The organism is Sphingobium limneticum, from assembly GCF_008710165.1.
Classification (GTDB): Bacteria; Pseudomonadota; Alphaproteobacteria; order Sphingomonadales; family Sphingomonadaceae; genus Sphingobium; species Sphingobium limneticum.
This window is the reverse complement of sequence record NZ_VYQA01000001.1, coordinates 1-22610: the sequence shown is the minus strand read 5'-3', so window position 1 is coordinate 22610 and position 22610 is coordinate 1. Positions and strand designations below refer to the sequence as shown.

Genomic DNA, 22610 nt, shown 5'->3' with positions numbered 1-22610 from the left:
CAAGGCTGTTGCAAGTCATTAGCACTGGAAGCAACAATAGAAGCGGCAGAGTGTTGCCGAAAAGGATCAGGCGACCAGTGCCTCCACCGTGGGAAGGCGCACCTGGAAGATGCTCCCCTCGCCCGGCACGCTCCGCTTGAGCGAGAGCGCACCGCCATGTAGCGCGACCAGTTGCCGCACCAGTGCGAGGCCGATGCCAAGGCCCTCCTGCTGATCGCCATTGGGTTTCTTCACCTGGGCGAACAGGTCGAAGATGCGGGCCTGCATATCGGCAGGGATGCCGATGCCGGTATCCGCCACCTCTATCTCCGCCCAGCCATCGACCACCCGCGCGGTCAGGCGTACTTCACCGCCCGCCGGCGTATATTTGGCCGCATTGTTGAGCAGGTTCGAGGCGATCTGGACGATGCGGGCATAATCGGCGTCCAGCCAGACGGGCTGGTCGGTGATGTCGAGGACGAGCCGATGCTGCGCGGCCTCGATTGCCGGCTGGCACGCCTCCACCGCGAAGCCGAGCGCATCCTGGAGCGAAATGCGCTGCGTCTTGAGCGATATCTTGCCCTGATCGATGCGGGCGATGTCCAGAATATCCTCGATCAGGCGGGCGAGATGCTGGACATGGCGGTCCATGCGGCCGCGTATCTCCCGCGCGGCGTCGGTGCCTTCGCGCCGTTCCAGCAGGTGCAGGCCGGCGGCGAGCGCGGCGATGGGATTGCGCAGTTCGTGGCCAAGGATGGCGAGAAATTCATTCTTGCGTCGGTCGGCCGACTGCAAAGCGGCGGCAAGCTTCGCCATTTCGTCGCGCTGCGCCACGATCTGGCGCCGCTGATCATGCAGGTCGAAGAAGACGGCGGCTTTCGACCGCAATATGTCCGCTTCGATCGGCTTTTGGATGAAGTCCACGGCGCCCGCCTCATAGCCGCGGAAACGGCGTTGCAGGTCGGTGGTGCCGGCGGTCACGAAGATGATCGGGACATGGCGGGCGCGTTCGTTGCCGCGCATATATTCGGCCAGTTCGAAACCATCCATGCCGGGCATCTGGACGTCGAGTAGGGCCAGCGCGACGTCATGGACCAGCAGCAGTTCCAGCGCCTCCTCCCCCGACCGCGCCTTGAGGCAGACAAGACCGTCGCGCTGAAGCAGCGCCTCCAGCGCGAGCAGATTTTCCGCCAGATCGTCGACCAGCAGGCAGTAGATGGGGTGCGTCTCGCTCGTCATGTCGCCGCCAGTGTCAGAAGATAGGGGATAAGATCGTCCAGGGTCATCACACGCGCGGACGGACAGGCCGTCAGCGCCGCTTCGGGCATGGTGGCGACCTGCGCATCGGCGAAATCCTGCACGATGGCGGTGCCGCCGGCGGCGCATACGGCCTTCAGCCCCGCCGCACCGTCATGATTGGCGCCGGTCAGGACGATGGCGGCCAGCGCCGGACCATAGGCATCGGCCGCGCTTTCCAGCAGCACGTCGATGGCGGGGCGGCTGTGATTGACCGGTTCGTCCATCGACAATGACAGCGACCGGTCCGCCTCCACCAGCAGATGATAGTCGGATGGCGCGAAATAGACGGTGCCGGGCAGGATCGGCTCCTTGTCCTCCGCTTCCCGCACGGCAATTTGGCATTTCGCCGCGAACAGGGACACCAGCGCATTGCTGCGATCGGGCGGCACATGGACGACGATGAACAAGGGGATCGGATAATCGGCAGGCAGCGCGGGCAATATGCGCAGCAACGCCTGAACCGCACCTGCCGACGCGCCGATGGCGATCGCTTCGACGCCCTCTGCGCTCATGCGTCCTGCCTCTGGTAGATTTTCTCTTCGCGTACGAAATCGGCAAAGGCGGGGGCGTGGGCGGAAAAGCGCAGGCTTTCCTTCGAGCCAAGGCCAAGGAAACCCTTGCGCGCGAGGGAATCACGGAACAGGCCGAGCGCCCGGTCCTGCAACGCGCGATCGAAATAAATGAGCACGTTGCGGCAGGAAATCAGGTGCATTTCGGCGAAGACCGCATCGGTCACGAGGCTATGGTCGGAAAACACCACTTGCGAGCGCAGGCTCTTGTCGAAGACGGCGCGGCCATAATCGGCGGTATAATAGTCGGACAGCGACGATCGCGCGCCCGACTTCTGATGGTTCTCGGTGAACTTACGGATCTGGTCGAGCGGATAGACACCGGCCTCCGCCGCCCGAAGAGCGTCGGGATTGATATCCGTCGCATAGAAAAGCGTGCGCTGGTCCAGCCCCTCTTCCCTGAAGAGGATGGAGAGGGAATAAAGCTCCTCGCCATGGCTGCATCCGGCGACCCAGACCTTCAGCGAGGGATAGGTGCGCAGGTGCGGGATCACCTTTTCCCGTAGCGCACGGAAATAGGAGGGGTCGCGAAACATCTCGCTGACCTGCACGGTCAGATAGTTGAGCAGGCGCGGCAGCGTGGCGGGATCATGCAGAAGGTGATCCTGCATCGCGGAAAAGCTGGCAAAACCAAGCTGGCTGCGCGCCTGAAGCAAGCGGCGCTTAATCGAGGCGCGCGCATAATGGCGGAAATCATAATGATATCGTTGATATAGCGCCTCCAGCAGAAGCTGGATTTCGATATCCTCGACCCCATTCTGCATCGAACCGTCGGGCATCAGCGCGGCATCCATACGCGCACCAGCGAGAGGAGTTTGTCCACATCGATGGGCTTTGCCATATAGTCGTTTGCCCCCGCCTCCAGACACCGTTGCTGGTCGTCAGGCATAGCCTTGGCCGTCAGCATGAGGATCGGTAACGCAGACCAGCGCATGTCGTTCCGGATCGTGCGCGTGGCGGTGAGGCCGTCCATCACCGGCATCATCACGTCCATCAGGACGAGGTCGATCGTCTTGGCCGGATCGTCCGACGCGTCGGCGAGCGCATCTAGCGCCTCCTGCCCGTTGCGGGCGATCTGCACCGCCGCGCCGCGCGGTTCCAGCACGCTGGTCAGCGAATAGACGTTGCGCACGTCATCCTCCACGATGAGGATGCGGCGGCCCTCCAGCGCGGCGTCGCGGTTACGCGCCTTCTGGATCATCTTGCGCTGTTCGGGTGGCAATTCCGACACGACCTGATGCAGGAAGAGGGACACCTCATCCAGCAGCCGCTCGGGCGACTTCGCGCCCTTGATAATGATCGAACTGGAATAGCGGCGCAGGCGCTGCTCGTCGTCGGGCGACAGGTCGTGGCCGGTATAGACGATCACCGGCGGGAAGCCATGATCGCCCTCCTCACTCAGCGTTTCCAGCAGCTTGAAGCCGGAGGTGTCGGGCAAGGTCAGGTCCAGCACCATGCAATCGAACGTCTGCTGGCGCAGTTGCTCCAGACATTCGGCTGCGCTGCCGACGCCGATCGTTTCGACATCGTCGGTCAGCAACAGGCGGGCGACGGCGTCGCGCTGGACCGGATCATCCTCCACGATGAGGACGCGGCGCACGCGGGTCGCAAGCTTGTCCTGCAAACCCTGAAGCACTTCGGCCAGCTGCTCGCGCTTGACCGGTTTCACCAGATAGCCGACCGCGCCCAGCGACAGTGCCGCCTGACTATGATCCGAAGCGGAGACGACATGGATCGGGATGTGCCGGGTCGCATCGTCATGCTTCAGGCGGTCCAGCACGGTCAGGCCCGACTGGTCGGGCAGGCCGAGGTCGAGGACGACGGCGCTGGGCATATAGTCGCGCGCCAGACGCACCGCTTCTTCGGCCGTGCCGGCGATGATGCACTGGAACCCCATGTCGCGGGACAGATCGCGCACGATCGAGGCAAAGACATCGTCATCCTCGATCACCAGCAACAGGCGGCGGCCTTCGGCAATCGCGGCGCGATCATCCTCCAGCGTCCAGTCCGATGCCGGCGTGACGCGGACAGGCGACGGGCTGGCTGTGGGCACCGGCGCAGCAGCCTCCACGCGGGCCGGCGCCGGGACTTCGCGCGACGCGACGGTGGCGGGATCGATCGCCAGCGGTACAGTGAGGGTGAAGAGACTGCCCTTGCCCGGTTCGCTTTCCAGCGTGATGGCGCCGCCCAGCAGGCGGGCCAGCTGGCGCGAGATGGAGAGGCCAAGGCCGGTGCCGCCGTAGCGACGGCTGATCGTGCCATCGGCCTGATGGAAAGCTTCGAAAATATGGCCCTGCTGTTCGGGCGACATGCCGATGCCGGTATCCCGCACCGCCAGCGCCAGACGACCATCTTCCGCCGGGGACAGGGTCAGGCTGACCTTGCCCTGCTCGGTGAATTTGAAGGCGTTGGACAGGAGGTTCTTGAGGATCTGTTCGATCCGCATCCGGTCCGTCTCGATCGCGCGAGGGCAGTCGGGCGCCATCTCGATCTCGAAAGCCAGTTCGCGGCTTTCGGCGATCGGCTGGAACATCTGGCGAATGTCGCCGGCCAGTCTTTGCAATGGCACGGTTTCGGGCTGGACCTGAATATGGCCGGCCTCGATCTTCGACAGGTCGAGAATGTCGTTGATGAGGGTCAGAAGATCGTTGCCCGAGGACTCGATCGTGCGGGCAAATTTGACCTGATCGGCGCTCATATTGCCGTCGGGATTGTCGCCCAACAGCTTGGAGAGGATCAGCAGCGAATTGAGCGGCGTGCGCAATTCGTGCGACATGTTGGCCAGGAAGTCGGACTTGTACTGGCTGGCCTGTTCCAGCTCGCGCGCCTTGACGGTGAGGTTGGCGGCGCCGCGCTCCAGCTCGTCGCGCTGATTTTCCAGCGTCTGGGCCTGTTCCTCCAGCTGGCTGTTGGTCTGTTCCAGTTCGACCTGCTGCTGTTCCAGACGGACCTGCGATTCCTTGAGCGCGCGGCCCTGCTCCTCCAGTTCCTCGTTTGAGACGCGCAATTCTTCGCTCTGCGCCTGCAATTCACCTGACTGACGCTGGGTTTCCTCCAGCGCGTCCTGCAACCGGGCGCGGAAGCGGGCGGATCGCAGGGCGATCCCGATCGCGGGGGCAGCCTGTTCCAGCAAGGTCAAGGTTGCGCTGTCGACCGGCTGGAAAAAGCCCAGTTCCATGACGGCGTTGACCACCTCGTCCGCGGTCGCCGGCACGATGACCAGATGGCGGGGCCGGTCGCGACCCAGCGCCGAACCGATGGTGAGATAGCCATCGGGAATATCCTGAAGGACAAGCGCCCGGCCCTCTGCCGCGACCTGACCCAACAGCCCTTCCTTGACCAGAAAACCGTCGGGCAGATGCGCATCGGACGGGATGCCGATCGTGGCGGCGCGCTGAAAACGGCCGCCTTCGCCCTTGAACAAAGCGCCGCCCTGAAAGCCGAGATAGCGAGCGAAGAAGGTGAGGATCGCCTCACCCAGTTCCTCGATCGACTTTTCGCCGCGCATGGCGGCGGACAGGCCCAATTGCCCGGCCTGCAGCCATTGCTGACGGATGCGCGACCGACTGGCGATGCGCATCAGGATGAAAATGGCAAGGGTCAGGCCCGCGCCGATCAGGCTGGTCACGATACCGCTGGTGATCGCAGTCTGCGATGCGACCGTCATATCCTCCAGCCGAATGGCGCGCAGGCGCAATTCTTCCTGCGCCATATTGTTTAGTTGGGCACGGATCGCGTCCATCTCAATCTTGCCGCGATCGGTGGTCACGACCTCCAGCGCGGCAGCGATGCCCCTGCTGCGGCGCAGATCGACCGTTTCGCGCAGCTCGGCCAGTTTCGCATCGACATGACGCTTCAATACCGTGACATTGGCTTGCTGTGCGGGATTGTCCTGCGTCAGCGTGACGACGCTCTCCATCCGTGCGGCCAACGCCGCGACGGCACTATTATAGGGTTCCAGATAGGCTTGAGTACCGGTCAATAGATAGCCGCGCTGCCCGGTTTCGGCATCCTGCGCGGTCGAAAGAAGCTCGTCGAGCGCGATGAGGACGCTGTGCGTATGCCGCACCGCCGTATCGCTCTCCCGCAGCGTCTGGATGTTGCGATAGGCGATCGTGCCGCTCACCGCGAAAAAGCCGAGGCCGATCAGTAATCCGAGAATCGACCAGACCGAGCCACGCGTCAGCGAGAGCGAACCGAAAGCTGTTTTTATCGTTGCCATGGGCCTCTCGCCTATACTGGTGTCGGGCACCCGACTAGCGATTGTTGCGCTTGCAGTGCAAGAACTGTCCTGCACGGACGATATGATCCTGATCTGCATTAATGCGATTTGTCGCACTTGCCCGTCGAAACGGCTGGGCGTTTAAATTCCATTATCCCCATGGCGTTATAAAGCTTTGCAGATCGCCTTTTCCGACAGAAGTCGATAGAAGAGCGTGAACGGGAGTGCATATGCTGGATGGATCGCCATCGTCGGACCGGGATGTATCCAACGCGCAAAGCTTTCTGATCGAGGCGAGCGAGCGGCTGGCTGCGGCTCGGTCCATGGCGGAAGTCGTGGAAGTGCTGCGCCAGACCGCCCGGTCCGCGATCGGGGCGGAAGGCATTGCTGTCGTCCTGAAGGATGGCGACCTTTGCCATTATGTCGCCGAAGATGCGATCGGGCCGCTTTGGTCCGGCTCTCGCTTCCCCGCCACAAGCTGCGTGTCGGGGTGGGCGATGCACCATGGCGAGACGGTGGTCATCCCCGACGTCGCACTCGACGATCGCGTGCCGCAGGATGCCTATCGCCCGACTTTCGTGCGCAGCCTGATGATGGCGCCGATCGGCCGGCCGTCCCCCGTCGCGGCGCTGGGCGCCTATTGGTCGAAAGCCGGCGCGCATGATCAGGCGACGATCGATCGGCTGGAGGGACTGGCGCGCCTGTCGGCGATCGCGGTGGAAAACGCCCGGCTGATCCACGAGATGGAGGAAAGCGGGCGGCAGCGATCGCTGATCCTGACGGCGGGGCGGATGGGCGCGTGGACCTATGACATGGCGACCGGGGAACTGGATGCCTCTGCTCTGTGCCGCCGCAATTTCGGTCGCGATCCCGAACAGCCATTCAGCTATGCCGATTTGCAGGCCGCGATCCATCCTGACGATCGCGAGCGGGTGAATGCCGCCATCCGCGAGAGCCTGAACAGCGGTTGCGTTTATGACATCGAATATCGGGTGCTGACGCCCGAGGGCGAGGTCCGCTGGATCGCGGTGCAGGCGCAGCCGGCGCGGCTGGCGGATGGGGCGACCACCGGCCTTGCCGGGATTTCGATCGACATGACCGATCGCAAGCGGATGGAGGATGCGCTGCGCACGTCCGCCGCGACGCTGGAACATCTGGTCGAGGAACGGACGCGCGAACTGGTGCAGACGCAGGATGCCCTGCGCCAGTCGCAGAAGCTGGAGGCGATGGGCCAGTTGACTGGCGGCGTCGCGCATGACTTCAACAATTTGCTGACCCCGATCATCGGCAGCCTGGACCTGTTGCATCGGCGGCAGGTGGGCGGTGAGCGCGAGCAGCGGCTGATCAGCGGCGCGCTGGATTCCGCCGACCGGGCACGGACCTTGGTGCAGCGCCTGCTGGCCTTTGCGCGACGGCAGCCGCTGAAACCCGAGCCTGTCGATCTGGCGGCGCTGATCCTGGGGATGGCCGAACTGGTCGGCACGACTTTGGGGCCGCAGGTGCAGGTGCGGCTGGATCTGGCGGCGGACCTGCCATCGGCACTGGCCGACGCGCACCAGGTGGAAATGGCGTTGCTCAATCTGGCCGTGAACGCCCGCGACGCCATGCCGATCGGCGGCGAGTTCGTGATATCGGCGCAGCTCACAGAGCAACTCAAGAAGCAGGCCGATGGCGTGAAGCCGGGCCGTTATGTCGTGGTGAAAGTCGCGGACACCGGCACCGGCATGGATGCCGATACGCGGCGGCGTGCGATCGAACCCTTTTTCTCGACCAAGGGTGTGGGTCGTGGCACCGGGCTAGGCCTGTCGATGGCGCATGGGTTGGCGCTGCAATTGGGCGGCGCGCTCAGGATCGAGAGCGAGCCGGGGCATGGAACGTCGGTGGCGCTGTGGTTGCCGGTCAGCGAAAAGGATGCCGTCGCCTCGTCCGACAACGTGCCTGCGCAAGGCGCCTTCAGCGGCACGGCCCTGTTGGTGGATGACGAGGATGTGGTGCGGGCCAGTACGGCGGATATGCTGGCCGATCTGGGCTTCAAGGTGCTGGAGGCGCGATCGGGTACGGAGGCCATCGACCAGTTGCGGCTGGCGGGGCATGTCGACATCATCGTCACCGACCATATCATGCCGAATATGACCGGCGTGGAACTGGCGCAGGAAGTGGCGTTGATCAACCCGACATTACCGGTGTTGATCGTGTCGGGCTATTCCGACGCGGTCGGCCTTGCGGCAGGACTGCCAAGGCTGGGCAAGCCGTTCCGACAGGCCGACCTGGCCAGCGCGCTGGCAAGCCTGCGTACAAATCCGCTGTTCGCGCCACTCAGCATCGCTGCCGAACCACGCGAAAATTAACCTGCGTCCACCTGCCTGTCCGGGTGAGCCGCGGCGACCGGCGGTTCCGCGCGCAGGCGTTCAACCGTTTCGACCAATCGGGGAAAGTCGCTTAAATCGACGCCGAAACGCTCCGCCGAATAGAGTTGCGGCACGATATGGCAATCCGCCAGCGTCAGCGCGTCGCCAAAGCAGAAGCGTCCGCCATGGTCCGCCACCAGCCTTTCGAGAGCGCCAAAACCCTGAGCGATCCAATGGGCGATCCAGCCCTTCACAACCTCCGGCGAAGCGCCAAGATCGTCGCGCAGGCGGTTGAGAACGCGGATATTGTTGAGTGGATGGATGTCGCAGGCAACGAGCATCGCCATGCTGCGGACCACCGCCCGGTCGATCGCTCCCCTCGGTAGCAGCGGTGGATCGGGATAGCGTTCGTCCAGCCATTCCATGATCGCGCTGGATTGGATGAGAACATGGCCCTCTACCTCCAGCGCGGGGACCAGCCCCTGCGGATTGAGCGCCAGATAATCGGGCGCGCGCTGCGCACCCGTGCGCAGGTCGTGGCTGACCTGATCATAGCGCAGACCCTTGATATTCAGGGCGATCCGGGTGCGGTAGCTGGTCCCAGAACGCCAATAACCGTGCAGGATCAAGGCGGGGTCGTGCGTCTCCATGGATGGACGATAGCCGCTGACCGGCCTGGCGCCAAGCGGAGGATCAGGTCCGCCATGCCGGGTCGATCGCATCCAGCCCGACTTCGGTCGCCGGCGGCGGGCTGGCGATCGCGCCGGGTGTTCTGCTGAAGCGGGGCGCGGGCATGGGTTGCAGGACGCCGCCGGGTCGGCCGAACATGCCACGCGCCTGCGCCTGGGGGTGCTCCGCCGCCTCGTCCGGTGAGAGGACCGGGGTGACGCAGGCGTCGCGTCCGGCAAACACCGCCACCCATTCGTCCCGCGTGCGGCCGGCGAATATGGACGTGAAGCGCGCCTTCGTCCGGGGCCAGGCGTCGCGATCATGCTGGGCCGGCAGATCCGAGGGGTCGATGCCCAATCCTGCGATCAATTCGGCATAGAAAGCGGGCTCTATCGCACCGACCGCCATGAATTGGCCGTCCGCCGTGCGATATATGTCATAGAAAGGCGCGCCGCCGTCCAGCAGATTGTCGCCGCGCCGGTCGCTCCACAGGTTCATCGCGCGAAAGCCATGGATCATCGTGGACAGCAGCGCCGTCCCTTCGATCATGGCGGCATCGACCACTTGGCCCTGCCCGCTTTGGCGCACCTCCAGCAGGGCACAGACGATACCGAAGGCCATCATCATGCCGCCGCCGCCCATATCGGCAACCATGTTGAGGTTCGGTCGAGGATTTTCATCCCCTGGTCCGCAGAGCATCAGGCTGCCCGACATGGCGAAATAATTGATATCGTGGCCGGCCAGATGCGCCATCGGACCGTCCTGCCCCCAACCGGTCATACGCGCATAGACGAGCGCGGGATTGCGGGCGAGGCATATGTCGGGGCCAAGACCCAGCCGTTCCATGACGCCGGGCCGATAGCCCTCCAGCAGCACATCGGCCGTTTCGACCAGAGACAGGAGTTGCGCGGCACCCGCCGGCGTCTTGAGATCGAGGCCGATCATTTCCCGTCCGCGATGGAGCAGATTTTTCTCCGGGTCGATCGGTGGAACCATGGGCGGTGCCCCGGCCCGTTCCACCCGCAGGACGGTCGCGCCCATGTCCGCCAGCATCATCCCGCAAAAAGGACCGGGGCCCACGCCCGCGACTTCCAGAATCTTCACTCCAACGAGCGGCCCGCGTCTGTCCATCCCCATCCCATCCTCTTCCCGTTTCGCTGCCATGCTATAAGCGTGCCCGCCGGCGGATCGCAGCGTTTTTCCGTCGTCGGCGACCGCACCGTCAACACATTGTCATCCCCCGATGCGAGGAAGGCGCATTGCCATCGCAGCGAGAGTGCCATCATGACCTTCGACGACCCCAGCTTCGCCATGGACCGGATCAAGGCGGAAATTGCCGACAGTTTCGACGAGGAACTGGAAATGGAGATCGACGAGGACCGGCTGGAGACGATGCTCGCCGACATGGAGGAGCACCCCGATCGGGAGCAGTTGGAGCGGCGTACCTATTTCCGCGAGTTGTTCCGCCTGCAACATGAACTGATCCGGCTGCAGGATTGGGTGGTGCACAAGGGGCTGAAAGTCGTCGTCCTGTTCGAAGGGCGCGATTCAGCCGGCAAGGGTGGCGCGATCAAGCGTATCACCCAGCGACTGAACCCGCGCGTGTGCCGGGTGGCCGCCCTGCCCGCGCCCAACGAGCGCGAGCGGACCCAATGGTATTTCCAGCGCTATGCCGCCCATCTGCCGGCGGCGGGCGAAATCGTGCTGTTCGACCGCAGTTGGTATAATCGCGCCGGTGTGGAGCGCGTCATGGGCTTTTGTTCGGAGGAGGATGTCGAGGAATTCTTCCGATCGGTCCCGGAATTCGAGCGGATGCTGGTGCGGTCGGGCATCATCCTGGTCAAATATTGGTTTTCCATCACCGACGAAGAACAGCAGTTCCGCTTTGCCATGCGCATCCATGATCCATTGAAGCAATGGAAGCTGTCGCCGATGGACGTGGAGTCGCGCCGTCGCTGGGAGGATTATACCCGCGCCAAGGAAACGATGCTGGAGCATACGCATATTCCCGAAGCCCCCTGGTGGGTGGTCGAGGCGGTCGACAAGAAGCGTGCCCGGCTCAACTGCATCGCCCATCTGCTGGAACAGATCCCTTATGAGGATGTACCCAAGGCGCCCGTGGTGCTGCCCGACCGGGTACGCAACGCAGACTATATTCGCCATCCGGTGCCGGACGACATGATCGTGCCGGATCGTTACTGATTGCAGAAGGCGACGGAGCGGAACGTCAGCGCTCCAGCTTCGTCGCCAGCAGCACCAGGGTGGTCGTCTTTTCGATGCCGTCCAGCTGACCGATATCGTCGATGATGTCGTTGAGTTCGGCCCCGCCCTCCGCCTCCAGCACGGCGATGATGTCATATTCGCCACTGATGGCGTGAATGGCCTGAACATCGTCGATGAGCATCAGGGCGCTTTCCACGTCGCGGCGATAGCGGGGAAGCGTCTTGATCATCATGTGCGCGCGCATGCGGCTGGCGGAAAATTGGGTGCCGAGGCGGATCGTGTAGCCCGCCACGATCCCCTCTTCTTCCAGCCGCGCGATGCGCGAATAAAGATGGCCGCGCGATACGCCCAATTCCTTGGCGAGTTGAGCGATAGGCTGGCGTGAATCCCGCCGCAGCAGCGCCAGCAGCCGCTCATCCACCTCGTCCAGGCGTGGGCCACCATGGGGCATTTAATTGCTCATGGCTTCATCCGCGAACATCGCGGTCTGGGGCGTCGTGCCCGCAGAAATGCGGCCACGATACATGCCAAGATCGTTGATGGCGAAGGTCGGAACACCATCGACGCCCATGGCGATGAGGCCGCCGTCTCCACCGATCGCGCCGACAGCGTCTATGGTCGATTGCGCGGCATCGGCCAGCGTCTGGCCATGCCAGGCGACGCGGTCACACAGCTGACGCGCAGCGCTTTCCCGTATGAAATATTCGCCCGATCCGGTGGCCGAGACCGCGCACTGGCCGTTCTTCGCATAGGTGCCCGCTCCAATGATGGGGGAGTCGCCGACCCGGCCCCAGCGCTTGCCGGTCATGCCGCCGGTCGATGTCGCCGCCGCCAGATTGCCCTGCTGGTCCAGCGCCACCGCGCCGACGGTGCCAAACAAATGGGTGCGATCAACCGCCGCTGCCTGTTTCTTGCGCCAAGCGAGCAGTTGCTGCCAGCGTTCGTCCGTCTTGAAATAAGCGGGGTCGACCTGTTCCAACCCCTGTTCGACCGAGAAGCGGTCGGCGCCCGGCCCGGCCAGCATGACATGGCGGCTCTTGTCCATCACCGCGCGGGCCAGATCCACCGGATGGCGGGTGCGGGTGACGCCGGCGACAGCGCCGGCCTTGAGCGTCGCGCCGTCCATGATCGCGGCGTCCAGTTCGTTGCGTCCCTCCGCCGTGAAGACCGCGCCACGACCGGCATTGAAGAGCGGGTTATCCTCCAGCACGCGCACCGCCGCTTCGACGGCATCGAGCGAAGTGCCGCCCTTGTTGAGGACCGCGCCACCGGCGCGGAGTGCAGAGTCCAGGCCAGCGCGATAGGCCTTTTCCTTTTCGGGCGAGAGGGTGGCGCGTTCGATCACGCCCGCCCCGCCATGGATGGCCAGCGACCAGCGAGGCGGCTGCGCCACCTTACCGCCCTGCGCGCTGTAGATACGCTCGAACAGAGGGCGATCGACCGTGCCCTGCGGCAGGTGCAGGACGGAGTTGGCGCCGATGCCCGTCACCTTTATGCGGGCGACGTTGAGCGGGCCTTTGGGATCGAGGCCGCGCAGGCTGCTGCCATCGACCAGCCAGACGCCGCCATCCGGCGCGGTGGCGTAGATATGGCTGCTGCCGTCCGGTTCGACGGCCAGCGCAGCGCTTTCATCGACGCCAAGGCCCAGCATGGCGGGCTGATCGGCGGGGCGGCCCGCCTGCGCCTTGGCGATGAAGGCGAAGAGGCGGCCGAGGCGATCGCGCTCCTTGAAATGGGTGTCAGTGACGATGCCCTTGAGCAGCGCGAGATGGAGGAAATCGCCCTCGATCGTGTTGGCGGGACCGAAGGGGGCGGCTAGCGCTGCCGGGCTGGTGATGCTGCCATCGTCCATCGCGCCGTAGAGTTTCTCGCCCAGCATGGCGAGACCGGCGCTGGTCCCGGCAATCGGCTTGCCCGCCGCGACATGGGCGTCGAGTAATTCGGCGACCGGCGTGCCCTTCCAGAAGCGGACATAGCGGGCCTGATCGCCGCCGGCGATGAAGATGCCGTCGGCCCGTTTCAGGCTGGCGAGGATCTTGGGATCGGTGGCGGCGGCGCGGTTGGTGAATACGAAGGTTTCGGCAGACTCGATGCCGCCCAGCTCGCGGAAAAATTCCTCGCCGATCTGCCCCTCCTGCGAGGCGCGCAGGATGACGATATGGCCATGGCCCGCCTTGGCGAAGAACCATTGCATGGCGTCGCGATTGCGATCGCCCCCGCCCATCAGCAGCAGCCCGCCCGACACCGGATCAGGCGTGGGCATGGTCAGTTTGCCAAGGCGATAATGGCGATAGCCCGCCTCCTTCGCCTGCGCTGTCACCATGGTGGTCGCCAGAGCGGCGAACGCGATCAAGGCCTTCAGCCTGCGCCGCATATCAATCTCCTTCACTCGATATGCGCATTTTCATGTCACATATTGTCCACAGCGCAAAACAATATGTTCCTGATGGCGATCAGTCTGATTGAAACGGAAAGCCATTTCTGTTGTAATATGCAGAAATATGGGGACATGCGGCATCACGGGCTGCGAACAGGGGGTTATATGGGGTTGTCGGGAACGGTACGTCTGGCGCTGGGGCTGGGATGCAGCCTGCCGGCGTTGATGGGCGGCGCGATGGCACAGACGGCAGCGGAGCCAAGCGGTGACAGCGAGATCATCGTCACCGGATCGCGCATTCCCCGCGCCGCGCAGGAAGGCCCTGCGCCGGTCACGACCATCACCGCCGACACGATCCGCGCCAACGGCTATACCAGCGTGCCCGACATATTGCGCGCCGTGACGCAAAATGGCGGGGAGACACAAAGCCAGCAATCGTTCAGCGGCGCCAGTTTCACGCCGGGTGCGCAGCAGGTCGACCTGCGCGGGCTTGGCCCCAATCATACGCTGGTGTTGGTCAACGGTCGACGTATCGCCGACTTCCCCCTGCCTTTCAACGGTCGCAGCAACTTCACCGACGTGTCCAACATTCCGCTGGGCCTGATCGAACAAGTCGAAGTGCTGAGTGGCAGCGCATCGGCCATTTACGGGTCGGACGCGATCGCGGGCGTCATCAATTTCAAGCTGAAGGACAAGGTCGACGGCACGACGCTCGACTATCGCCATGGCCGCACCGAACATGGCGGCGGCGCGTCGCACCGCATCACTGCGACGACGGGCTGGTCGAACGACCGCTTCCATATCGTCGCGGGCGCGGAATATCTGCTGCAAAAGCCTCTCTGGGCCTATCAGCGCAAGATTCAGGACAGCACGGCGGACAATCCCGATACCGCCGTGCCGCTCGCCCGCCGCACCTTCCTTCGGTACAATCCCGATGCTGACGAATATGTCGATCCGGGCGCGGCGACCTGTGGCGCTCTGTCCTATCTGAATGGCGGGTCCACCTATTATGCCTCGCGCCCGCGCTACGGCGCCTTTGACGATGCGCTCGATGATTATGGTCCGGGCTATTTCTGCGGCAGCAACACGTCGATCGGTTACGGCACGGTCATTTCCCGACGCGAAGGCTTCAACAGTTTTGCGTCGGCTGGCTATGAATTGTCGGACGCAGCGCAATTGTTCGTCGATGCGCAGTTCGGCATCAGCAAGGTGGCGTTGCTATCCGACGTGCTGAGCTGGGGTTACCAGAATAGTTCGGGCAGCAGCGACACGACCTTCTACAATAGTTTCGATGGGCAGCTGGACGATTGGTATCGCCAGTTCACGCCGGAGGAGTCGGGCGGCTTCGGCAATGTCATGACCCGCAACCGGCAGCAGACCTTCAGCATCACGCCGGGGATCAAGGGCAGCTTCGCCGACAAATGGTCCTATGAGCTGTCCTACAACCACAGCGAATATAAGGCGAAGGTCAAATTCCCGCAAATCATCGCGGCGAAGGCGAACGCCCTGTTCCTGGGCGCGCAGCAGGGCGTGGACGAGGATAGCGGCTATCCCATCTTCAACGCCGATCCGGCCCGGCTCTACACCCCGCTGACTAAGGCAGAATATGACAGTATCGCCGTCTACAGCGTCTATAATCCCAAAAGCTGGACCGATAACGTCTCCGCCACGCTGACCAGCACCGAATTGTTCAGCCTGCCGGCCGGCCCAGTCGGCTTTGCGGCGGTCGGGGAAATCGGCAAACAGGGGTACGACCTCAACCCCGATCCGCTGGCGCTGACCGACTATTATTATGGGCTGAAGGACAGCGCGGGCAAGGGCAAGCGCAGCCATTGGGCGCTGGGCGGGGAACTCCGCGTGCCAGTGACGAGCTTCCTCCAATTGTCGGGCGCGGCGCGGTTCGACCATTTCCGCTTTGCGGGCAATGGCATCGGCAAGTTCACCTATAATGGGGGCGCGGAATTGCGGCCGACCAGCACATTGTTGCTGAGGGCTGCTTACGGCACCAGCTTCCGCGCCCCCGACCTGCATTATGTCTTTACCGGGCCGGGTAACACCCATCCGTCGGCCACCGACTATTATAGCTGCCGCACCGAGGAGCCGGACGAGGATCTGGGCGATTGCAGCTATGCCGGCGAAGGCATCGTCGCCCAGCGCAACGGCAATCGCGCGTTGAAACCGGAAACGGCGAAGTCATTGAATGCCGGCATCGTCTGGTCGCCGTCGCGCCATTTCGACGTGTCGGTCGATTATTTCCGCGTGTCGCTCTCCAATCAGGTGCAGGATCTGGACATCGACACACTGTTGCGCGACGAAGCGGATTGCCGGATCGGCACGACCATGGGTGGTGCGGCGGTCGATATCAATTCGCCCACCTGCCAGGATGCGATCACCCGCGTCCATCGCTTCACCGGCGGCGTCAACGAAGGTTATCTGGATTCGGTGTCGATCAACCCGATCAACATCGCGCATGAAAAGACCAGCGGCATCGACATCGCCGTGCATGGCAGCGTGCCGACCGGCTTTGGCGAGTTCAGCCTGTCGGTGGCGCATACCCATGTATTCGACCACAAGTTCCGCCAATATCCGGGCGATGCGTCGATCAACAAGCTGGCCGCGACCAGCGGCTATTATATTCCGCGCGACAAGAGCACGGCCAGCATCACCTGGGCGGTCGAGGGGCTGAAATGGACGCTGGAAGGTCGGCGCTTGGGCAAGCTGCCCAATTATGACGAGAACGCCTATATCAAGGCGAGTTACCTGTTCAATTCGACGCTGCAATATGATTTCACCGATCATCTGCGCGGGTCGCTGTCGGTCACCAACCTGCTGGATCGCAAGCCGGTGAAGGACAGAACCTATGCCGCCTATCCCTATTATGACATCAGCTGGTTCGACAGTGTGGGTCGCAGCATGTTCATGCAGCTGACCTATAAGCTGGGTGGATCGGCGCTTTGATCTAGCGGAAGGATTTGGGGTTCATCTTCGCATGAACCCCATCTGCCGCAGCAGCCAATAGGTGACACCGGCCGCCCCGCCGGCGATAAGGGTCGCTAGCAATGTGCCATGCGGCCCTTCCGCCAGCGGCATGCCGCCGGTGTTCATGCCGAAAAGGCCCGTCACCAATGTCGCGGGCAGCATCAGCGCGGTGACGATGGAGAGGATGTAGAGATTCTGGTTGGTGCGTTGCGCCGCCTGAATATCCACTTCGTCGCGGAGCAGGCGTAACTGCCCCTGTACACCCAATATGTCGGCGTCGACCGCCTGCAATCGCTGGGCCAGCTTCTCCACCGTGGGGAGCAGGATTTCAGGCAGTTCTTCATCCTCCTCCAGCCGCTGGAACACGCCACGCATGCCGGTCAGCAACCGGTGGATCTGGGCAAGACGGCGGCGGATGCGGATCAGGTCGCGTGGTTCGGGTGGGTGATGACCATCGAGAAAGGCATCCTCGGCGCTCTGAACATCATGGCTGAGCGTACGGGCGATCTCCGCAATATTGGCGGTCATCGCGCCAACCAGCAGGTCCAGCGCCTGACCGGGGCCGTTGACCGTCGCGCCACCGCCGCGCTCCAGCCGGCTGCGGGCGATATCGGCCGATCGCAAGGGATGCAGCCGCGTCGTCAGCATCAGCGCCGGCGTCAGCGCGATGCGCAGCGCGCCAATCCGGTCGGTATCGGCGACATCGAAATCGCGTTCGAAATCATGCAGGACGCAGCCTACGCTGTCCCCGTCCACCAGCGCGCGCTGGTGCGTATCGGGCGCCAGCAGCAGGTCGCGTATCTGCGGCGAAAGTTGATCGGCGGTGGCGATCCATTGTCGTGTGCCATGGTCGGCCAGGTTCAGGTGCAGCCAGCGAAACCGGCCGCCTGTCTCTGAATCGCAGCGGGCGACGGGGCTTGTGCTGCCGTCGCCCGCAAAGTCTAGTCCCCAGATCAGGCCAGGCCCCATGCCCTGGACGGGCACGGGAACCTGGAAAAGGGGATTGGGCTCGAATGTCGTATGCCGCTCCCGTCAGAAAATCTGGGAAAAGAGCATGTAGAGGCCGCCCGCCAGCGCGATCGACACCGGCAGGGTCAGCACCCAGGCCATCAGCAGGTTGCGGATGGTGCTCATTTGCAGACCCGACCGGTTGGCCGCCATCGTTCCGGCCACGCCGGACGAAAGGACATGGGTGGTCGACACCGGCAGGCCCAGATGGTCCGCACCGAAGATGGTGCCCATCGCGACCAGTTCGGCCGAAGCACCCTGCGCATAGGTGAGGTGCGACTTGCCGATCTTCTCACCCACTGTGACGACGATCCGCTTCCAGCCGACCATCGTGCCCAGCCCCAGCGCGAAGGCGACGGCGACCTTCACCCAGGTCGGGATGAAGCGAGTGCCGGCGTCGAGTGACTTTTTGTAGGTCGCCAGCGTTTCATTATTCGCGTCAGTCAGATGGGCTTCCTTGTCTTTGCCAAGCCGCTTGATCGCTTCTGACGCCATATACATGTCGTTGCGGATGTTGCTGACGGCGGCGGCGGGCACCTGCGCCAGCGAGCCATATTCCGCGACCTGACGATCGACATCGCGGATGACGGTAGCAAGGCCGGGAATGGTGGTGTCCGACAGTTTCTTGTCTGCGATATAGGTGGTGACGGCCTTGCGCGCGGCGACGATATCGCTGCCCCCGGCCGGGGCGGTACCCAACACATTGGCGGCGGCGACGCTGTTTTGATGGAATTCGATCGTATAGCGTTCCGGCACGGCCCGGTTGAGCGCATAGGCGGTGGGGACGGTGCCGATCAGGATCAGCATGATCAGGCCCATGCCCTTCTGTCCGTCATTGGAGCCATGGGCGAAGCTGACGCCGGTGCAGGTGAAGATGAGCAGCGCGCGGATCCACAGCGGCGGCGGCACGCCATCCTTGGGTTCCTGATACAGCTCTTCCTTGCGGATCAGAACCTTCATCGCGATGAACAGCAGAGCCGCGACGCCGAAGCCGATCAGCGGCGAGACGAGCAGCGCCTGGCCGATTTCGGTGGCCTTGCTCCAATCGACGCCGGCCGTGCCGCTCTTGCCATGCATCATGGCATTGGCGACGCCGACGCCGATGATCGAGCCGATCAGCGTGTGTGAGGAGGAGGAAGGGATGCCCAGCCACCAGGTGACGAGGTTCCACAGGATCGCCGCGATCAGCAGCGCGAACACCATGGCGAAGCCTGCGTTCGAGCCGACCTGAAGGATCAGTTCGACGGGCAGCAGCGACACGATGCCGAAAGCGACAGCGCCGGTCGACAGCAGCACGCCGAGGAAATTGAAGAAGCCGGACCACACCACAGCGACATTGGCGGGCATGGCGTTAGTGTAGATCACCGTCGCAACGGCGTTGGCGGTGTCGTGGAAACCGTTCACAAATTCGAAGCCCAAGGCGATCAGCAGGGCGATGAACAGGAGGATGAAGGGCAGATAGGTGGTCGCCTGCACCCCGGCCGAACTGGCGTCGGCATAGATGCTGTAGGCGACATAGATCAGTGCGGTCAGGATGGCGGCGCCGAAGCCGATGGTGCCGACCAGCCCCAATCCTTTATCGAGATCGGGCCTGCCGGGGCTGCCCTCCATGGCTATGGTCGCGTTCATCCGAATCGTCTCCCCCTGTTCGGGCAAAATGTGAATGAATTCTTGCTAGGCCGCGTCCGTGACAGCTTGGTTGCAGCGCACAGATGGATGGACAGGATAGTTGGGCCGGAGAAAGGCCGCAGAAATCAGAAAACGATCGTGACGAGGATGGTGTCGGCATAGCTGCCGGGCGCGACATTCTGACCCGCAGGCGCCCGTCCGTAGACGGTTGTGGTCTGATCGACGCCCAACAAGGCCGCAAATGTGTTGGTGACAGACAGTGAACCGCCGGTTCCGTCACCCCATATCTGGTTGCGCGCGTTGCTGGTGTAAAGGTTGTAATGCAGGGTCGATGCGCCGCTGGTCATCGTGCGCTGGGCGTAGGTGGGGGATGATCCCCGACTGAGCTGGATCGTGTAACTGCCAGCCAATGCCAGCACCAGACTGCAACGTACCCGCACAGTGCCCGAACTGTCATTATCCGTCACCGCGACCGGATTATAACTGCCGAAATCCACGCCGGTCGCCGACACGGTGCAGGTGCACAGGGCCAGTATATCACAGGCGGCCTGCGCCGGCGCCGGCATGGCCAATGCCGCAAACGGCAGCATGATGATGCTGAGATAGACCCGTATGCCCATCCTGTTCCTCCTCACCGCACGCATGGCAGCGGCCCTATAGTGGGTAGCACCTGATCGGGCAGGGCGTCGAGCCTGACATGGCAGGGGCCGCCGGCCGCATCCACGGTCAGGATCATGCCGGCGTGGAGATTTTGCAGGAAAACCTCCCCTTCGTTGCCGACGAAGGATTTTTCCGCACCGGACGACACGCCACTCCCCGCCTCCACCGGCTTGCCGTCGGGCATGACGACGATGATCGTGCCGGGATGCTCCTGGATCGCGACGAACCGCGCGTTGACCGCGCCGCGATAGCGCGGCACCACCAGCAGTTGATCCTCCGGCATGCGCACGTCGATAGGTATGTCCGCCGCGGAAATGCTGAGCCGATTGACTTCATAGGGGCGCAGGTCAGGAATGATCGCCGTGCCGCGCGCGTTGGTGCGCCCGACAAGCCGGTTTTCCTGATAGACGCGCACATCCGCCTGATCGGGCACGCGCACCACTGCAAAACCGCTTTCCATCTGGCGCGTCGGGAATAGGGCGCCGTCGGCAATCAGCAGGCCACCGCGCCCCGTGACGCGCATACCGGTCTGGCCGCCCGCGTGATCGACCTGAGCGGTCATTTCCCCCACATCGCCGCGCCACTGGGCCTCTGCCTGCTGGCGCCCGTTATTACCGGTGGAATTGGCGAGGCGATACCCCCAGCCTCCGCTGACCGGTGGTGTGCTGCGCACCTCGGCACGGGTGCCGTCCGTTCCTGCCTGAAGATAGGCGCTGCTTCGAGGGCCGAAGGGCACCGTCAGATTGAAGCCCAGGCTGGTATCGCGACCGGTTTCCGAAAAACGGCTGTGGATCGCATAGACGCTGACAAAGGCCCGGTCGCGCACCGAAAGGCTGTAATTGCCGGAGAGCACTTGTGCCCGTTGGCCGTCGGCATAAGTCAGGCTGGTATAGGATAGGCCTGCAGTGCCCATTCGTCCGAAGGTTATGCCGCCTGCGGCCTGTATCTGTTCGACGATCCGTTCGGATTCCCGTTCGACGCCGATTTCTCGATAGTCGCGGCTGGCGCGCTGATAGCTGAACGCCACATTCCAGGTCGGCCCATTGCGCGCGAAGGCGGCGCGATAGAGGAAGCCCTGCCCCTCCACGCCATGAGAACTGGCGGCGGCCAAGCTGAATTCGCCGAACGGTACCATCACCATGGTGATCCCCCCGCCCGCCATCTGCGTGTCGCCGCTCGCCTCCGCCCGCCCTTCGATAGTGATCCAGTCGGTCAGACCCCGGCGATAGGTGCCCGCAACGAAGGGGTCGGCATAGCGAAAGCTGCGCAAGCCGTAATCGCGCCGTTCAGCCCCGGCTTCAGCCGACCAGGCAGAGAGACCGGCCCGCAACAGACGGCTGCTGACATAATAAGAGGATTTGACCCGCCGCTCTATGCCCAGCGGATCGCGGATCACCAGCGTCACCTCCCCCGCGCCGGTGACGAGCGGCACCTGGTTGATCGAAAATGGACCCTGATCCACGTCGGTCTGGAAACGCTGGGTGCCGTTGACCAGCAGTTCCACATTGGACGGCACGGCAGCGCTGCCCGCCAATGAGGGCGTCGGGAAGGTGAGCAGGCTGGGCTGCAGCGCGAATTCGGTACCGATGCGCACGCCGCCGAAGCGGACCTGACGCGACCAGTCGCGCGCGTCGGTCACGCTGTCGCCTATCACCAGCCGCGTCAGATTGACCGGATCGTCGCGCATATAATAGCTGTCGAGCCGCGTCGCCCGACCGTAGACGGTGCCGTTGCCCAACAACATGCTGTTCGACACCACGCCCCAATCGTCGGACATGCCCGTTTCGACGAAGGCGCCGACCCGCATCTTGTCGACATAGTCGATCGACAGATTATAGTTGAAGAAGGCCGCAAAGGCACTGTCGGTCGGTTGGGGCAAGGCCTGCGCAGCCGTGACCCGGTTTGCGAGAAAGGCAGCGGGCGGCGCGATGAGTTTGAGGGATTGCTGCAATTCGTCGAACGCCACCGCCACGCCACCGACCGACGCCAGCGGCGCGAACCGCTCGCCATCCAGTGAAATCGGATCGACCGAGGGCAGACGAAGGCGCCACGCGGTCAGATCGTCGATGCGGACGAAAAAGGCGTCGCCGCGCCGCGCGACCAGATAGGTGTCGGGTTGCGGCTGGCCATTGATGCTGACGGACACGAGGAGCATGGCCAGCCCCGGATCAGATGTCTTGGGCAAGCCAGCGGGAGCGGGCTCCTCGGACCGGGCGATGCCGCCGGTGCCAAGGATGCCGAGCAATAGCAGCGCCGCCCTAACGGTCCCCGTCGCCATGCGATCCCGCCTGGCTGACGAGATTGACGGACAGTCGCTGCGTATCGCTGGTGGCGTCCAGCACCAGCTTCTCGCCGGCCCCGAGCATGCCGGTGGTGTCGAGCAGGAAGTTGCGGGTCGCGCCCGGCAGGATGTAGACGGATTCCTGTCGTGTGGTCAGCGCCGACCCATCCGCGCGCTTGATGTCGATCCGGTTGAGATGGACATGCGCGCCGCCCGTGTTGGCCCAGTCGGCCCGAAGCTGCGATTTTGGTCATCTTGGAGAACACGTCGGGAACGGGCTGGTTGTTGTTGACGATCGCCCATGCGAGGAACGACGTTCCGCTCCGATAAGGGAGCGGCGTTATGAGCCTTGGCGTTTCGAGTGGGG

Annotated in this window: 15 protein-coding genes; 3 read left to right on the top strand and 12 right to left on the bottom strand. The window is 63.5% G+C overall.

Annotation, left to right across the window (positions count from 1 at the left end; all coding sequences use genetic code 11):
* Positions 1–66 precede the first annotated feature (66 nt).
* Genes F4U95_RS00075 through F4U95_RS00060 form a run of 4 tightly spaced genes read right to left on the bottom strand, consistent with a single transcriptional unit; the run spans position 67 to position 6069 of the window.
* The gene (locus F4U95_RS00075; protein ID WP_150424378.1) at positions 67–1218 is read right to left on the bottom strand and encodes a hybrid sensor histidine kinase/response regulator; all 1152 of its coding nucleotides are present in this window, start codon (positions 1216–1218) and stop codon (positions 67–69) included.
* Positions 1215–1790, bottom strand: coding sequence for a chemotaxis protein CheB (locus F4U95_RS00070; protein WP_150424377.1), 576 nt, complete (start codon positions 1788–1790; stop codon positions 1215–1217). Before F4U95_RS00070 ends, F4U95_RS00075 begins: the two co-directional genes overlap by 4 nt.
* Positions 1787–2641 (bottom strand): CheR family methyltransferase, encoded by an 855-nt coding sequence (locus F4U95_RS00065; RefSeq protein ID WP_211363923.1) that lies wholly within the window; start codon positions 2639–2641, stop codon positions 1787–1789. Before F4U95_RS00065 ends, F4U95_RS00070 begins: the two co-directional genes overlap by 4 nt.
* Positions 2626–6069: a response regulator gene (locus F4U95_RS00060; RefSeq protein WP_150424376.1), complete on the bottom strand. Its 3444-nt coding sequence runs from the start codon at positions 6067–6069 to the stop codon at positions 2626–2628. Before F4U95_RS00060 ends, F4U95_RS00065 begins: the two co-directional genes overlap by 16 nt.
* Before the next feature lie 230 nt (positions 6070–6299).
* Between F4U95_RS00060 and F4U95_RS00055 the strand changes: the two genes are divergently transcribed.
* Positions 6300–8417, top strand: a complete 2118-nt coding sequence (locus F4U95_RS00055; protein WP_150424375.1) for an ATP-binding protein — start codon at positions 6300–6302, stop codon at positions 8415–8417.
* Here the strand turns inward: F4U95_RS00055 and maiA are convergent.
* Complete coding sequence (gene maiA, locus F4U95_RS00050) at positions 8414–9067, bottom strand: maleylacetoacetate isomerase (RefSeq protein ID WP_150424374.1); 654 nt, start codon at positions 9065–9067, stop codon at positions 8414–8416. The genes F4U95_RS00055 and maiA overlap by 4 nt on opposite strands.
* A 43-nt stretch (positions 9068–9110) precedes the next feature.
* Entirely contained in the window at positions 9111–10190 is a 1080-nt protein-coding gene (locus F4U95_RS00045) for a CaiB/BaiF CoA transferase family protein (RefSeq protein WP_281347224.1), read from the bottom strand.
* A gap of 69 nt (positions 10191–10259) precedes the next feature.
* Here F4U95_RS00045 and ppk2 point away from each other — a divergent pair, with 69 nt between their 5' ends.
* The gene (ppk2, locus tag F4U95_RS00040; protein ID WP_246171453.1) at positions 10260–11288 is read left to right on the top strand and encodes a polyphosphate kinase 2; all 1029 of its coding nucleotides are present in this window, start codon (positions 10260–10262) and stop codon (positions 11286–11288) included.
* A gap of 25 nt (positions 11289–11313) precedes the next feature.
* Here the strand turns inward: ppk2 and F4U95_RS00035 are convergent, their stop codons facing one another.
* Complete coding sequence (locus F4U95_RS00035) at positions 11314–11760, bottom strand: Lrp/AsnC family transcriptional regulator (RefSeq protein WP_150424371.1); 447 nt, start codon at positions 11758–11760, stop codon at positions 11314–11316.
* Complete coding sequence (locus F4U95_RS00030; protein ID WP_150424370.1) at positions 11761–13683, bottom strand: isoaspartyl peptidase/L-asparaginase; 1923 nt, start codon at positions 13681–13683, stop codon at positions 11761–11763. It abuts the gene before it with no gap.
* A 168-nt stretch (positions 13684–13851) separates the two neighbouring features.
* Between F4U95_RS00030 and F4U95_RS00025 the strand changes: the two genes are divergently transcribed.
* Positions 13852–16644 (top strand): TonB-dependent receptor plug domain-containing protein, encoded by a 2793-nt coding sequence (locus tag F4U95_RS00025; RefSeq protein WP_150424369.1) that lies wholly within the window; start codon positions 13852–13854, stop codon positions 16642–16644.
* Between the two features lie 21 nt (positions 16645–16665).
* Here F4U95_RS00025 and F4U95_RS00020 read toward each other — a convergent pair whose 3' ends face one another.
* The 4 genes from F4U95_RS00020 to F4U95_RS00005 form a co-directional block, all read right to left on the bottom strand.
* A complete protein-coding gene (locus F4U95_RS00020) occupies positions 16666–17649 on the bottom strand; it encodes a transporter (RefSeq protein WP_246171452.1) in 984 nt (327 codons plus the stop codon).
* 48 nt (positions 17650–17697) lie between these two features.
* Positions 17698–19302: an inorganic phosphate transporter gene (locus F4U95_RS00015; protein ID WP_150424368.1), complete on the bottom strand. Its 1605-nt coding sequence runs from the start codon at positions 19300–19302 to the stop codon at positions 17698–17700.
* A gap of 125 nt (positions 19303–19427) precedes the next feature.
* Positions 19428–19922, bottom strand: a complete 495-nt coding sequence (locus F4U95_RS00010) for a Csu type fimbrial protein (protein WP_120252987.1) — start codon at positions 19920–19922, stop codon at positions 19428–19430.
* Between the two features lie 11 nt (positions 19923–19933).
* On the bottom strand, positions 19934–22240 hold the full coding sequence (locus F4U95_RS00005) for a fimbria/pilus outer membrane usher protein (RefSeq protein WP_246171451.1): 2307 nt from the start codon (positions 22238–22240) through the stop codon (positions 19934–19936).
* Positions 22241–22610: the final 370 nt, after the last annotated feature.